This is a genomic window from Enterococcus sp. AMC2644, from assembly GCF_058216475.1.
This window is the reverse complement of the sequence record NZ_CM177095.1, coordinates 872395-886603: the sequence shown is the minus strand read 5'-3', so window position 1 is coordinate 886603 and position 14209 is coordinate 872395. Positions and strand designations below refer to the sequence as shown.

The window sequence follows — 14209 nt, the reverse complement described above, 5'->3', positions numbered from 1 at the left end:
AAATTTGTAATGAAACTAGCCTATTAGCTTAACCAATGAGCTAGCTTCATGATACTTTTTTCCAGTGAAAGACGTGTGTATAAAAATCTTCTTTTACTCGAGGAATCAAGACCCCCGCTTGATTTAATTCTGCGCCGCTATATTGTTGCTTTGTATCAATGTCTTCGTAAATTGCTTCAGCGTCAAGGTAGTGCATTTTTAAATATTTAGTGGGACAAGCGGGTCTGGATAAGCCGTTAAAGTAAATGACAAGCGCTTCTTCGTCATTCATAAATAACCAACCACTAGCAAAATGTGTATCTGGCGCTTGTAAACGATAAAATTGTCCGAATTGGAACAAGTGTCGATGTACTTGATAAAAAGCAATTTGTTGTTTGACTTCTTGAAGATCTTTTTTAGACAGTTTTTGTAAGTCTAATTCGTAGCCTAAATTGCCACTCATCGCTAACCAGCCACGTGTTTCCAATAAGGTGGTTCTGCCGACTTGATGGTTGGGAGTAGATGACACGTGTGCCCCCATCATAATTGGTGGATATAAGTAGCTGTAGCCGTATTGAATGACACTGCGACAAAGTGCATCAGAATTATCACTGGTCCAAGTTTGAGGCATATAATACATCATCCCCGGATCAAAACGACCGCCACCACTTGAACAATTTTCAAATAAACAGTCGGGAAATTGCTCGGTTAAGACATCTAATATGCGATATAACCCAAGTACATAGCGATGCCCAATTTCTTTTTGTTGATGTGCTGTAAAATAGGCACTACCAACCTCAGTTAAATGGCGGTTCATGTCCCATTTAATATAGTCGATATCACCCGTTTTTAAATAATTAGCTATGGTAGTAATTAAGTATTCTTGTACATCTGTACGACTAAGGTCAAGTACTAATTGTTGTCGTCCTTCTGTTAAGGGATAGTTGGGAACTTGAAGCGCCCACTCAGGATGTTGTTGGAATAATTGACTTCTCCTGGAAAGCATTTCAGGCTCAAACCATAAGCCAAACTGCATGCCTAAGCGATGAATTTCTTTTGCTAGTCCATGGATGCCATGGGGCAATTTATTTTGATTGACGAACCAATCACCTAAAGAAGAATCGTCAGAATGGCGTTCACCAAACCAACCGTCATCTAAAACGAATAATTCAATGCCAATTTCTGCTGCTTTGTTTGCTTGGTTAATTAATTCTTGTTCAGATAATTCGAAATAATTCGCTTCCCAGGTATTTAATAAAATTGGACGTTCTTTCTGTGCCCAATTAGTAGGAACTAAATGTTCTTGATATAGCTGGTGAAAGGTTTGCGACATGCCGTTTAAGCCTTGACTTGAGTAATTTAAGACAACTTCTGGTGTATAAAAGCAATCATTTGCTTTTAATTGCCACTCGAAGTGATCAGGATGAATTCCGACTTGAACCCGAGTTGTGCCATATTGTTCAAGTTCTACTTGAGCAATGAAATTTCCGCTATAAACGAAATGAAAAGCAAAAACTTCTCCTTGAAATTCGGAAGTATAAGGATTGGTTAATGCTACAAATGGTTGATGTTGTGGACTACTTGTTCCACGAGTGCTTTCGATCCGATGAATACCTGGACGGATTGGTTGGCGGGTAATAATTGCTTCATTGGTGTGGGAGCCATCCAAAGTAATTAAATCAAATTGACTTTCAGCTAAATCAATAGACATTGATCCGGGATTTTCCAAAGCGACTGCTGTCTCACTTGAATTCATATAGACAGCTCGGCGTGTGAGGACTGGATAGTTTTCAAATAAAGTATAAATTAGACGCATTTCTAGTTGTTGGACAGTATCTTTTAACCGAATTTCTAAGGTTGTTGTATCAGTGGTTGCATGTAAACTTGGTAAACCTGGAATCGCTGATTTGCCTTCTGAAATTGCATAAGAATCATAGCGGAAATCAGTAACATCATGTCCGGCTTGCGAGCGGATTTGATAATTTGCAATGCGATGATCACCATTGCCTTGTGTGCTTGTCTCTAAAGGTAAAGTGTTCAATGAAAAAGTACGTTCGTTTGGAAAAGGGTTCGTCGCAAAACCTCGATCAATCAATTGCAATTGATTACTACCCGCATAAAAGGGTAACGTTTTTCCCCAGTAGCGATGAGTAAGATAGCGATTTTTTTCAATTCCAATGACATAGCTTATTTGTTGATTACTTAGATGAAAACATTGGGTTCTTTCATCAAATTTTATTGGCATAAGAGTTCTCCTTTTTAACTAAATTTCGTTATACTAAGCATAGAGGAGGGGAGAATATGACACAAGACGAAATTATTGAGGAAGATAGGACAAAATTGCATCCCTTCTCCCATCAATTTGTTTTTCCGACAACCGCAGAGTTACCTCATCTGAAGGGTTTTGGAGTAGATTATTCACCTAAAGTGTATTACTGGGATGCTAAAGAGAGGCAAGATTCGTTTATTGTTTTTCAATATACATTAAGTGGTACGGGGTATTTAGCAACGAAAAATAAAATTTATAAATTAAGTGAAGAGACATTCTTTCTAGCGGAATTGCCGAATCCGTTTACTTATTATCGTGGGGAAGAGGAATGGAGTTTTGTTTATATTGAATTCTCTAAAGAATTTTTGCAGTGGCTATCATTGCCTATACAAATTGGTACCTGCTCAAAAGAACGTGTCGAACAAATGTTGGTTCAACTGGAGGATTTAATAGAAGAACAATCCTTATACACAAATTCGCGTAGTGCCTATGATTTATTTTTAATAATCAAAGAAGTCTTACAAACAAAAACAACGACTACCGAGCAAATCAAAGACTATTTAGAGGGACATTATAAAGATAGTCTTTCTTTGGATGATTTAGCAGAAGCTTTCCAAGTTTCCAAATTTAAGATTATTCGAGCTTTTGAAAAAGACTATAAGCAAACGCCGATTAACTATTTAAACAATTATCGAATGGTGCAGTCTTTACGTTATTTACAAGAAGAGATGACGGTCAAAGAGATTGCTGAAGCAGTTGGTTTTTCTGATTATAATTATTTCTCTCGCGTATTTAAAAGAGTGATGGGATTTACGCCCAGTAGCTATCGTAAAGAAATACTAGGCAAATAATAAGGTTTGGATGCTATGCTGTGCAGTCATTGAAGGGGAATCAAAGAAGCTTCTGTTGATTTTTTAAAATGGTTCGTACGATGGAATAGTTCAAAAGCAGCAAAAGCTATTCATCGAGCCTGAACGTTAATTCTGGTTGTTTTGACAAGGATAGCTAGACAGGTGATTCGATGGAAAAAATGAGTCTATGACGTAAGTTAATTGACAGTGAAATATCCGAAGAATAGAAGATTGCGATTTGTCGTAAATCAGGCTATTTTGTTCGGCTATTTTTGTCTTATTTTCCTTATGTCATAGACTCGTTATTTTTTTTAGCGCAAAATTCGGGAATTTTTTGGATGAAATGTGGGAAGAATATGGAACCGTTCTCAGTTATAATAAATTTATCAATTTAAAAACGTTTTCAGGAGGAAAGAAATGACAGTAAAAGTTGGAATTATCGGATGTGGCGGAATTGCTAAAGGAAAACATTTACCAGCCTTAGCGAATGTAGCAGAAGTAGAAATGGTAGCGTTTTGCGATATTATTGTTGAACGTGCCGAGGAAGCAAAAGAAAAATATGGGACAGCAGATGCAAAAATTTATGCAGATTATAAAGAATTATTAGCAGAAAATGAGTTGGATGTCGTTCATGTTCTAACACCAAATTCGTCACATGCAGAATTATCGATTGCAGCGATGGAATCTGGGAGCCACGTAATGTGCGAAAAACCAATGGCAAAAACATCAGAAGAAGCGCGTGAAATGATTGCTGCTTCAAAACGTACTGGGAAAAAATTAACAATTGGATACCAAAATCGTTTCCGTACAGATTCACAACATTTACACACCGTTTGTGAAGACGGTGAATTAGGAGAGATTTATTCAGCAAAAGCACATGCCGTTCGTCGCCGTGCTGTGCCAACTTGGGGCGTATTCTTAGATGAAGAAGCACAAGGTGGCGGACCATTGATTGATATCGGTACACATGCCTTAGACTTAACATTATGGATGATGGCTAATTACAAACCAAAATACGTGGTGGGGAATACTTATCATAAATTAGCAGAAACAAAAAATGCTGCAAATGCGTGGGGCCCATGGGATCCTGAGAAATTCACAGTAGAAGATTCAGCATTTGGTTTTGTTGTAATGGAAAATGGTGCCACAATCTATTTAGAAGCAAGCTGGGCATTAAATAGTTTGGATGTAAAAGAGGCGAAAACGACACTATTTGGAACACAAGGTGGCGCTGACATGAACGATGGCTTAACGATCAATGGAGAAGCCCACGGATTATTATTTGATAAAAAAGTGGAATTAGAAACAGGTGGTGTTGATTTTTACGATGGTACCGGTGAAGATCCGGCAACCTTAGAAGCTCAATCATGGATTAATGCCGTAATCAATGATACTGAACCTGTTGTTAAACCAGAAGAAGCATTAGTTGTAACTGAAATTTTAGAAGCTATTTACAAATCGGCAGAAACAGGACAACCAGTCTTTTTATAAGCACATGCTGTTTGCTCTTTCACTCTACGTAATAAGTGAAAGAGCAGACTGGTACTAGGAGGAAGAGAATGAAACCAAAAGTTGCTTTACAACTCTGGAGTATTCAAGAAGAATGCCAAAATGATTTTAATGCTGCTTTACAGAAAGTGAAAACATTTGGTTATGATGGTGTAGAATTTGCTGGCTATTATGAAAAGACGGCGGCGGAGCTCAAAACGTTATTGGATGAACTGGAACTAGAAATTGCGGGTTCTCATATTCCTTATGAAAAGTTACGTGATAATCTAGAAGAGACCTTGGATTTCGAACAAGCAATTGGGAATCGCAGAGTAGTGATACCTTATGCAAGTTTTACAACTTTAGCAGAGTGGGAAGCGTTTATTACGACGTTGCAACCAATTTCTCAAGCAATAACTGAACGAGGAATGGATTTATACTACCATAATCATGACCATGAATTTTTAGAAGTTCCAGATATCGATCTGTTAGATTTGCTGGCTTGTAAGATTAAAAATTTGAAACTAGAAGTAGATTTGTATTGGTTAGCGCACGCTGGAGTCAATGTTGCGCCTTGGATTGAAGAGCATCAGGCAGCTATTGGTTTAGTTCATATCAAAGACAAGCAGGCGAAACCTGAAGAAAGTACAGAATTAGGTAAAGGAATTTTACCATTAACAGAATATGTCACCTATGCAAAAAAATTGGCATTGCCTTGGTTAGTAGTCGAGCAAGAAGCTTTCCAAAAACATTCGCCACTAGAAGCAGCAGATTTAAATGTGAAAACACTAAAACGAATAATCGAGGAGGTTTATTAATGACTCAAGTAACCGTGTGGAATGAGTTTCGTCACGAAAAAACGGATGAAAGTGTTCGTGAGATGTATCCAGAAGGGCTTCATGGCCAACTGGCATCATTCATTCAAGAAGAATTTACTGTTCAGACAGCTACATTGGATGAACCAGAACATGGCTTAACAGAGGCTGTCCTTTCTGAAACAGATGTCCTTGTATGGTGGGGTCATATGGCACATGATGAAGTTTCTGATGAAATAGTAAATCGTGTCCATCAACGTGTCTTAGAGGGAATGGGACTGATTGTTTTACATTCAGGTCATTTCTCTAAAATTTTTAAAAAATTAATGGGTACATCTTGTGATTTGAAATGGCGTGAAGATGGTCAACACTGCCGTCTTTGGAACGTTAATCCTAGCCATCCAATTGTTGAAGGTGTTGGAGAATTTATTGAATTAGATCAAGAAGAAATGTATGGGGAACACTTTGACATCCCTGCACCGGATGAACTAGTTTTTGTTAGCTGGTTCCCAGGTGGCGAAGTCTTCCGCAGTGGCTGTACCTATCGTCGAGGCAACGGGAAAATTTTCTATTTCCAGCCAGGACATGAAACGTATCCAAGTTATTACAATGAGAAAGTTCAACGAGTGATTAAAAACGGTATTCGTTGGTGTGCACCAACAGAAAATAATTATCCAAGTTATGGACATTATCAAGCAAGAGAAGGAGCGAAATAAAGATGAAATTAGGCGTATTTACCCCATTATTTAATAATTTAACTTTTGATGAAATGATAGAAAAAGTAGCAGAAAAAGGGTTGCAAACAGTAGAAATCGGTACAGGCGGTTCGCCAGGTAGCGCACATTTAGATATTGATAAATTACTAGCAAGTAGTGATGAGCGTAAAGAATATTTGCATAAACTCTCTGACAAAGGCTTAGAAATTTCAGCTTTAAGTGCCCATCATAATCCTATTTCACCAATTAAAGAAGTCGCACAAGAAGCAGATGAATTGTTGCGTAAAACAATTAAATTAGCGAACTTAATGAATGTACCTGTAGTCAATGGCTTCTCTGGTGTAGCCGGTGGGAACGCAACAGATACTCAAGTAAACTGGCCTGTTTTACCATGGCCAACAGAATACAGTGATAGCTACGAATATCAATGGGAACAAAAATTGATTCCTTATTGGAAGGATATCAATACTGTATCAGAAGCAGCTGGTGTCAAAATCGGTATTGAATTACATGGTGGTTTCTTAGCGCATACTCCTTATACTATGTTGCGTTTGCGTGATGCTGCGGGGAAAGCAATTGGTTGTAACTTAGATCCAAGTCATTTATGGTGGCAAGGAATTGATCCCGTTGCAGCAGTTAAGATTTTAGGAAATGAAAATGCGATTCATCATTTCCATGCAAAAGATACGTACTTAGATCAAGACAATATCAACATGCATGGCTTAACAGATATGCAACCTTATGGGAATGTAAAAACGCGTGCTTGGACATTCCGTTCAGTAGGCTGTGGGCATGACTTGAAAGTGTGGTCAGATATTATTTCAGCTTTACGAATTCAAGGCTATGATTACGTTCTAAGTATCGAGCATGAAGATCCAATCATGTCGATTGATGAAGGGTTAAACCGTGCGATTACCAACTTACGAACAATTATGATTAATGACCAACCAACAGACATGTGGTGGGCATAAGAGGAGCAAAGACGATGTCAGCAATTAATTTTGTCATTATTGGCTATGGTGGTATGGGTTCTTACCATGCCCATACGCTAATGCCAACTGAAAAAGAAAAAATCAATTTACTGGGTGTTTACGATGTATTGGAAGAACGTCGTCAAGCCGCAGCAGAAAAAGGCTTAATAGCTTATGATAGTTTTGAAGAAGTATTAGCTGATGAAAAGGTAGAAGCTATTCTAGTTGCAACACCAAATGATTATCATAAAGACTTGGCGATTCGTGGTTTACAGGCAGGGAAAAAAGTTATCTGCGAAAAACCAGTTGCAATGAATGTGGCCGAGCTGGATGAAATTTTAGCAGTTGCCAAAGAAACTGGTCAAACCTTTATGGTTCATCAGAATCGTCGTTGGGATCCCGACTTCTTAGTGGTTCGTGATTTGTATCAAAATCAACAAATTGGCGAAATATTTCAATTAGAATCACGTGTCCAAGGCGCAAATGGTATTCCAGGAGACTGGCGTCATTTACCAGAACATGGTGGGGGCATGCTATTGGACTGGGGTGTTCATCTACTAGATCAAATTTTATGGTTAGTCAATAGCCCTGTAAAGAAATTCGTCGTGGATTTTAGCTATGTTTTAGGTGATCAAGTAGACGATGGTTTTATTAGCTATTTGATGTTTGAAAATGGCGTAAAAGCGCTGATTGAAGTCGGTACCAGCAACTATACGACGTTACCTCGTTGGTATGTGAAAGGCTTTGAAGGAACTGCACGAATTGACGATTGGGATCTTTCTGGAGAACTTATTCGTGCTACTCATGATGAGGACGCTTCTGCACCAAAACCAATTCAAGCTGGTGTTGGCTTAACAAAAACAATGGCACCTCCTTCAGAAGAAGCAACTGAACAATTAGAATTTCCAGAAGCGAAAGCCGAATATCAACCATTTTATGCAAACTTCTATTCTGTAGTCCGTGATGGAGCAGAGCCAATTGTAAAAAATAGTGAAGTTCGTCAAGTATTATCATTAATTGAAGAAATGTTTCAAGCGAATAAATAAGTTAGTGAGACTGGAGAAAAGTCTTGAAAAAATGCATGAAGTCTGTTTTTAAACATTGATTTCATGCTTTTTTTTTTGCTTTTTTCCTAGCCTCTTTTTAATCGTCTATGTTCCAAAACAATAGAAAATATGCTACATTTATGATAGCGTTTACAAAAATAAAAATGAAGAAGGGAGAAGCTACGATTACGTAAACGTGTAGCAAGCAACATCATGGTGAAAAAAGAGGGAATGTATCAGACAAATTTTCAAACCAAAGAAGAGTTATTTCAAGGTGTCACACAATTTTTAGTAGATAAAGGTTGGGCGACTATAGAATTCGAAGCTGCCTTAAGAGAAAGAGAAGCGCGCTTCCCTACTGGTTTACCAAGTCATCCGCCAGTGGCGATTCCACATAGTGATGGGACTTATGCCAAAGAAGACGTGATTGTAGGGATTTTAAACAAAAAACCCCTAGAATTTTATCAAATGGGAACGAATAAAGAAACGTTATTAACGACTCAAATTATTTTTATCCTACTAGTAAGAGATAAGGTGACTCATTTAGATCAATTACAACGAATTATTGAAAAAGCGAAAGACTCTGAGTTTCTAGTGCGTTTACAAGCAAGTGTAGATGAAAAAACGTTCAAAACTATCATTCAAGAAGAATTATAACTTTTTTTATAAAACAGTTTTACTTGGAGGATTTTTACTTCGATAAGTCTCATTCAAAGAATGCTAGGGTGAACAAAATGCTAGATTTTTTGTGTCAGAGAAGTCTTTAGTTAATATTCGGAAAAAAATCAAGAGATATGTGACTCACCATAAGGAGTTAGTATTAAATATGAATTTAAGGCTGAAACACAAGGCTTTATATTACTTGATTTGGATTGGTCGAACGAGAGAGATTTTATCTTTTCTCATTTTGTCCCCATTTTTTAGTAGGGAATTACTGATTGTTTGTAAAAAAAGTCTGTGAAATACGATTATTTGAGCTTTTTTTTAGTAGAATAAGCAAATATTTAATGAAAATACGAACTTTTTCAGAAAAAATGAAAATAATTTTGGTTAAATCTTTTTAATTTAATAGCTATCTGCTATAATAAACACCACATCTTATTGTTAGAAGGAGAGAAAAAAAAGAATGACTGTTTATAACTTTTCTGCCGGCCCTGCCGTATTACCAAAACCTGTATTAGAAAAAGCACAAGCTGAACTTGTGAATTACCAAGGTAGTGAAATGTCCGTGATGGAAATGAGTCATCGTTCCTCCTTGTATGACAACATCATTAAAGAGGCAGAAAAACTGTTAAGAGAAATTATGGGGATTCCAGATAATTACAAAGTATTATTCTTACAAGGTGGTGCAAGCCTACAATTTTCAATGATTCCATTAAATTTAGCTATTGGTAAAAAAGCATTGTATGTCAATACTGGTGCTTGGGCGAAGAAAGCTATTAGCGCAGCCAAAGCTATTGATGGTGTGGAAGTCGAAGTGATTGCATCAAGTGAAGATAAAAACTTTACCTATGTACCAGAAATTACTAAAGATATGATTGATCAAGATGCAGCATATGTTCATATTACTACGAATGAAACCATTGGAGGAATCGCCTATCAAACTATTCCTGATGTGGGGGATGTTCCAATTGTTGCAGATATGTCTTCAAATATTTTAGCAAATGATTATAAAGTGGAAGACTTCGGTTTAATTTATGCTGGTGCGCAAAAAAATATTGGCCCATCAGGATTAACAGTCGTGATTATTCGTGAAGATTTATTAAATAAAGAAGCGATTTTTTCACCAATGCTAGACTTTGCTGTACAAGCAACCAATGATTCGTTATATAATACACCGCCAACTTATGCAATTTACATTGCAAAATTAGTTTTTGAGTGGATTCAAGAGCTAGGTGGCTTAACAGAAATTTTAAAACGCGATCAAGAAAAAGCTACATTACTATATGATACTATTGAAGCGTCAACTCTATTTACTAGTCCTGTAGACCCAAAATACCGTTCATTAACCAACATTCCTTTTGTAACTGGTGATGCTGACTTAGATAAAAAATTCAATCAAGAAGCATTAGCTCAAGGATTCGAAAACTTGAAAGGTCACCGTTCAGTAGGCGGAATGCGAGCAAGTTTGTACAACGCATTTCCTAAAGAGGGTGTCGAAGCACTCGTTGCTTTTATGAAAAAATTTGAAGATGAGAATGGAGAAAAATAAATGTTTCAGATTAAAACATTCAACGCAATTGCTCAAGAAGGTATGAGTCGTTTCGATGAAAAAAATTATCAAATCAATCAAAGTGAAAATCCAGATGGCATTATTTTACGTAGTCAAAAATTACATGATTATGACTTTCCAGAATCAGTTTTAGGTGTGGCACGTGCTGGTGCAGGTACAAATAACATTCCGGTTGACCAATGTACAGAGCAAGGAATTGTTGTGTTTAATACACCCGGTGCCAATGCAAATGCGGTAAAAGAATTAGTGATTGCAAGTCTATTGTTAAGTGTTCGTCCCATTATTCAAGGAGCAATTTGGGTTCAAGACTTGACTGGTTCAAACATTGAAGAACAAGTAGAAGCAAATAAAAAACAATTTGCTGGAAACGAACTAGAAGGCAAAAAATTAGGTGTTATCGGCTTGGGCTCAATTGGAGCAATGGTTGCAAATGATGCCTATCGTTTAGGTATGGAAGTAATTGGTTATGATCCTCATGTTTCAGTGGATACTGCTTGGAGTATTTCACGTCGTGTGAAACGTGCAACTGAAATTAATGAAATTTTTTCAACGTGTGATTTTATCACAGTGCATGTACCGTTGCTTGAACAAACACGTAACTTAATTAGTGACAAAGAATTGGCAATGATGAAACCAACGACAAAATTATTTAACTTTTCTCGCGGGGAAATCGTTGATCCAGAAGCAGTCTTAAAAGCTGTAAATGACGGTTATCTTGCTGGTTTTACAACTGATTTTGCTGATGAACATCTGTTAAATAATGAAAAAATCTTAGTCTTACCACATTTAGGAGCATCAACTGAAGAAGCAGAGATTAATTGTGCGAAAATGGCAGCACGTACGTTGAAAAAATTCTTGGAAACAGGAACAATTAAGCGTTCAGTAAACTTCCCAACAGTTGAAATGGCATTCCATTCACCTTATCGGATTACAATCATTAATCGAAATGTTCCAAACATGTTGGGGCAAATTTCTTCAACGATTGCCGCAGCGGAAATTAATATTGATAATATGATTAACCGTGGACGTGGGGATTATGCATATACTTTAGTAGACATTAATGAAACGGACGAAGGAAAACTAGCAAACGTAGTAGCACTGTTAGAACAAAATTCTGACGTCATCCGTGTCCGAATGATTAAAAATGTAGAAACGGCTTATTAATAAGAATAATCACAGACATCTGAATGAATAATCGTTCAGATGTTTTTTGTTTCGAAAAAAGGTTAATTCAAGTAAACTAAAGGAAACAACTATGGAGGGAAATACATGTCAATTAATTTTTATGGACTCAGTTATTTAGAAAATAGAGGAAGTCTTAATGATGTGATTAAATATGTGATTATTTTCGGTATTTTAATCTTTTTTGTTTTCGTTTTTATTCGTTATTTACGCTCAAGAATCCAAACGAAATATCGTGATCTGAGTTTGATTTTATTTTTAAGTTTATTGTTTGTTTTGGGAACACAATTTACAGAATACCAACAAGCAGAGGCTCAAGATGAAAATTCTTCACAGATGGCAGGCTTCTTACATACGGTGGCTGATCAATTACACGTGCCTGTCGAAAAAATTTATGTGAATAATTTGACGCTTAGTGATGAAACTTTATTTTTAGTTGATGACAAATATTATGTTTTACATCTTAGCAATGATCGCAATTCGTTTCGTTTAGAACCAACGTATCTGGCAAACACCAATGTTACTATTGTAGAGTAGGAGGAAGAAGATGAGTTTATATAGCCCAATTATTATTAAACTAGCTTTAGGTATTTTATGTTTGATTGTTCAAATCAATATTATGGGAAAAGGTAACTTAGCACCTTCTTCTGCGATGGATCAAGTACAAAACTATGTCCTTGGGGGCATTATTGGCGGGGTTATTTATAATGATGCCATTAGTGTTTTACAGTTTGTGCTAGTATTAATCGTATGGACAACCTTGGTTCTAACCGTTAAATTTACCAAAGAACATAATCGTTTTGTGAAAAATATTATTGATGGGAAACCGACTACTTTAATTCACAATGGTGCAGTTGATATTGCTACGTGCCTGCAACATGGTATCTCAGCGAATGATTTAATGTTTAAATTGCGCAGTAACGGAATTTATGAAGTATCGAAAGTTAAACGTGCTGTATTAGAACAAAATGGTCAATTAACGATTATAGAACAAGGCGATGAAAATATCCGTTACCCAATTATTATGGATGGACAAATTAATGAAGATTTGTTGGATATTGTCAATAAAGATGAAGCTTGGTTAAGTGGCAAAGTACATGAATTAACGGGTAAAGAAATCACTGATATTTATTTAGGGGAATATATTTCAGGTGAGATTAAATTGTATGAGTACTAAAAAGAGACAATAAGCTATCTCAAAACTAGAAAAATATCCAAATAATAGTAGAAGTTGCTGGAACCGCAAATCACTATTATTTGGATATTTTGTTGTTATGTCTGAAATTGTCGTACTTTTATAGAAATTGACTCAATGTTTCGATGATTAATTCTATGTTTAAAATAGTTAGAAGAATCGTACAGCCCCAACCTAAGCCAGCAACTAGTTTGGTATTTTTAAACCGTTTGCCCATGATTTTTTCGGAACTAGTAAAATAAACCAAAGGAATCATCGAAATGGGTAAGGCTAAACTCAAGAAAACTTGAGAATAAATCAGTAGATTATCCAAGGCTTGCTCATTTGCTCCAAAATAAATCGTACATAATAAGACCGGTATCACTGAAAGACCACGAGTAATTATCCGACGAGCCCAAGTAGGAATTTTCATGTTGATGAAACCTTCCATGACGACTTGACCGGTTAAAGTACCAGTAATGGTTGAATTTTGTCCTGATGCTAATAAGGCTACTGCAAATAAGGTACTCAATAAAGGACTAGCCACAGCACCAGCAATGGAAGAATCTTGTAACGCATTATATAACGCTGAAAATGTACCTAACTCATCTCCATGACCAAAGAACATGGCACTCCCTAAAATTAACAAGAGACAGTTTACAAAAAAAGCGGCGGACAGTTGGATATTTGAATCCCAAGTAGAAAAGCGCAATGCTTTAGCAATATGTTCTTCATCATTGCGGTCATACTTCCGTGATTGCGAAATTGAGGAGCCTAAGTATAAATTATGCGGCATAACAGTAGCACCTACAATTCCTAAAGCCATTGTTAATTCGCCATGGTTTAATACTTGTTTTTGTGGAATTAAGCCTTTTAATACATCGGGAATATAGGGTTGGGCAATCATTACTTCATATAAAAATACCACTAAAATTACCAAAATCAAGGTCATAACAATAGCTTCAATCTTTCGAAAGCCTAAACGTGTTAAGACCAATAAAAGTAATACATCAAAAATAGTTAGTATAACACCCAATAATAAAGGAATGCCAAATAATAAATTCAAAGCAATTGCACCACCAATTACTTCAGCAATATCGGTTGCCATAATCGCTAGCTCGGTCACAATCCAAAGCCCGAAGCCTAATTTTTTACCTGTGAATTTTCTAGTAGCTTGAGCTAAATCCATGTGAGTAACAATTCCAAGTTTCGCTGCCATATATTGCAGTAACATCGCAATTAAGCTTGAAACGAGAATTACCGACATTAATAAATAACCATATTTAGCCCCGCCACCAATGGAAGTAATCCAATTTCCTGGATCCATATATCCTACCGCAACAAGTGCGCCAGGGCCAGAGAAGGCAACTAAGTTTTTCCAAAAACTTCCAGATTGAGGTACAGCGACAGTACCGTTAATTTCTTCTAAGCTTGGACCATTGGCATAGGAGACGATTTTTTTTGTTTGTTTATTTTCCATCCTTA

13 protein-coding genes are annotated in these 14209 nt (G+C 36.6%); 11 read left to right on the top strand and 2 right to left on the bottom strand.

Annotated elements, in window-relative coordinates; all coding sequences use genetic code 11:
* Positions 1-46: 46 nt before the first annotated feature.
* Positions 47-2224, bottom strand: a complete 2178-nt coding sequence (locus tag AC4BC5_RS04290; protein WP_490496942.1) for an alpha-galactosidase — start codon at positions 2222-2224, stop codon at positions 47-49.
* Between the two features lie 56 nt (positions 2225-2280).
* Between AC4BC5_RS04290 and AC4BC5_RS04285 the strand changes: the two genes are divergently transcribed.
* The 11 genes from AC4BC5_RS04285 to AC4BC5_RS04235 all read left to right on the top strand — a co-directional run bounded on the left by AC4BC5_RS04285 (position 2281) and on the right by AC4BC5_RS04235 (position 12727).
* Positions 2281-3099: a helix-turn-helix transcriptional regulator gene (locus AC4BC5_RS04285; protein ID WP_490496941.1), complete on the top strand. Its 819-nt coding sequence runs from the start codon at positions 2281-2283 to the stop codon at positions 3097-3099.
* A gap of 417 nt (positions 3100-3516) precedes the next feature.
* The gene (locus tag AC4BC5_RS04280; RefSeq protein ID WP_490496940.1) at positions 3517-4590 is read left to right on the top strand and encodes a Gfo/Idh/MocA family protein; all 1074 of its coding nucleotides are present in this window, start codon (positions 3517-3519) and stop codon (positions 4588-4590) included.
* A 68-nt stretch (positions 4591-4658) separates the two neighbouring features.
* On the top strand, positions 4659-5405 hold the full coding sequence (locus AC4BC5_RS04275; RefSeq protein ID WP_490496939.1) for a sugar phosphate isomerase/epimerase family protein: 747 nt from the start codon (positions 4659-4661) through the stop codon (positions 5403-5405).
* On the top strand, positions 5405-6118 hold the full coding sequence (locus AC4BC5_RS04270) for a ThuA domain-containing protein (RefSeq protein ID WP_490496938.1): 714 nt from the start codon (positions 5405-5407) through the stop codon (positions 6116-6118). Before AC4BC5_RS04275 ends, AC4BC5_RS04270 begins: the two co-directional genes overlap by 1 nt.
* 2 nt (positions 6119-6120) lie before the next feature.
* A complete protein-coding gene (locus tag AC4BC5_RS04265) occupies positions 6121-7089 on the top strand; it encodes a sugar phosphate isomerase/epimerase family protein (protein ID WP_490496937.1) in 969 nt (322 codons plus the stop codon).
* 14 nt (positions 7090-7103) lie between these two features.
* Positions 7104-8135 (top strand): Gfo/Idh/MocA family protein, encoded by a 1032-nt coding sequence (locus AC4BC5_RS04260; protein ID WP_490496936.1) that lies wholly within the window; start codon positions 7104-7106, stop codon positions 8133-8135.
* A 213-nt stretch (positions 8136-8348) separates the two neighbouring features.
* Positions 8349-8792, top strand: coding sequence for a PTS sugar transporter subunit IIA (locus tag AC4BC5_RS04255; RefSeq protein WP_490496935.1), 444 nt, complete (start codon positions 8349-8351; stop codon positions 8790-8792).
* 469 nt (positions 8793-9261) lie between these two features.
* A complete protein-coding gene (gene serC, locus AC4BC5_RS04250; protein WP_490496934.1) occupies positions 9262-10347 on the top strand; it encodes a 3-phosphoserine/phosphohydroxythreonine transaminase in 1086 nt (361 codons plus the stop codon).
* The gene (locus AC4BC5_RS04245) at positions 10348-11532 is read left to right on the top strand and encodes a phosphoglycerate dehydrogenase (RefSeq protein WP_490496933.1); all 1185 of its coding nucleotides are present in this window, start codon (positions 10348-10350) and stop codon (positions 11530-11532) included.
* 105 nt (positions 11533-11637) lie between these two features.
* A complete protein-coding gene (locus tag AC4BC5_RS04240) occupies positions 11638-12087 on the top strand; it encodes a DUF3290 domain-containing protein (RefSeq protein WP_490496932.1) in 450 nt (149 codons plus the stop codon).
* 10 nt (positions 12088-12097) lie between these two features.
* A complete protein-coding gene (locus tag AC4BC5_RS04235) occupies positions 12098-12727 on the top strand; it encodes a DUF421 domain-containing protein (protein ID WP_490496931.1) in 630 nt (209 codons plus the stop codon).
* Positions 12728-12845: 118 nt separating this feature from the next.
* Here the strand turns inward: AC4BC5_RS04235 and AC4BC5_RS04230 are convergent, their stop codons facing one another.
* Positions 12846-14204, bottom strand: coding sequence for an Nramp family divalent metal transporter (locus tag AC4BC5_RS04230; RefSeq protein WP_490496930.1), 1359 nt, complete (start codon positions 14202-14204; stop codon positions 12846-12848).
* Between the last annotated feature and the right edge of the window lie 5 nt (positions 14205-14209).

What these genes read in the sequence shown, in the direction of transcription:
- AC4BC5_RS04255 (WP_490496935.1), top strand. Translation starts at nt 8,349, where the DNA reads ATGGTGAAAAAAGAGGGAATGTATCAGACAAATTTTCAAACCAAAGAA.
- AC4BC5_RS04260 (WP_490496936.1), top strand. Translation starts at nt 7,104, where the DNA reads ATGTCAGCAATTAATTTTGTCATTATTGGCTATGGTGGTATGGGTTCT.
- AC4BC5_RS04235 (WP_490496931.1), top strand. Translation starts at nt 12,098, where the DNA reads ATGAGTTTATATAGCCCAATTATTATTAAACTAGCTTTAGGTATTTTA.
- AC4BC5_RS04230 (WP_490496930.1), bottom strand. Translation starts at nt 14,204, where the DNA reads ATGGAAAATAAACAAACAAAAAAAATCGTCTCCTATGCCAATGGTCCA.
- AC4BC5_RS04265 (WP_490496937.1), top strand. Translation starts at nt 6,121, where the DNA reads ATGAAATTAGGCGTATTTACCCCATTATTTAATAATTTAACTTTTGAT.
- AC4BC5_RS04275 (WP_490496939.1), top strand. Translation starts at nt 4,659, where the DNA reads ATGAAACCAAAAGTTGCTTTACAACTCTGGAGTATTCAAGAAGAATGC.
- AC4BC5_RS04280 (WP_490496940.1), top strand. Translation starts at nt 3,517, where the DNA reads ATGACAGTAAAAGTTGGAATTATCGGATGTGGCGGAATTGCTAAAGGA.
- AC4BC5_RS04245 (WP_490496933.1), top strand. Translation starts at nt 10,348, where the DNA reads ATGTTTCAGATTAAAACATTCAACGCAATTGCTCAAGAAGGTATGAGT.
- AC4BC5_RS04285 (WP_490496941.1), top strand. Translation starts at nt 2,281, where the DNA reads ATGACACAAGACGAAATTATTGAGGAAGATAGGACAAAATTGCATCCC.
- AC4BC5_RS04240 (WP_490496932.1), top strand. Translation starts at nt 11,638, where the DNA reads ATGTCAATTAATTTTTATGGACTCAGTTATTTAGAAAATAGAGGAAGT.
- AC4BC5_RS04290 (WP_490496942.1), bottom strand. Translation starts at nt 2,224, where the DNA reads ATGCCAATAAAATTTGATGAAAGAACCCAATGTTTTCATCTAAGTAAT.
- serC (WP_490496934.1), top strand. Translation starts at nt 9,262, where the DNA reads ATGACTGTTTATAACTTTTCTGCCGGCCCTGCCGTATTACCAAAACCT.
- AC4BC5_RS04270 (WP_490496938.1), top strand. Translation starts at nt 5,405, where the DNA reads ATGACTCAAGTAACCGTGTGGAATGAGTTTCGTCACGAAAAAACGGAT.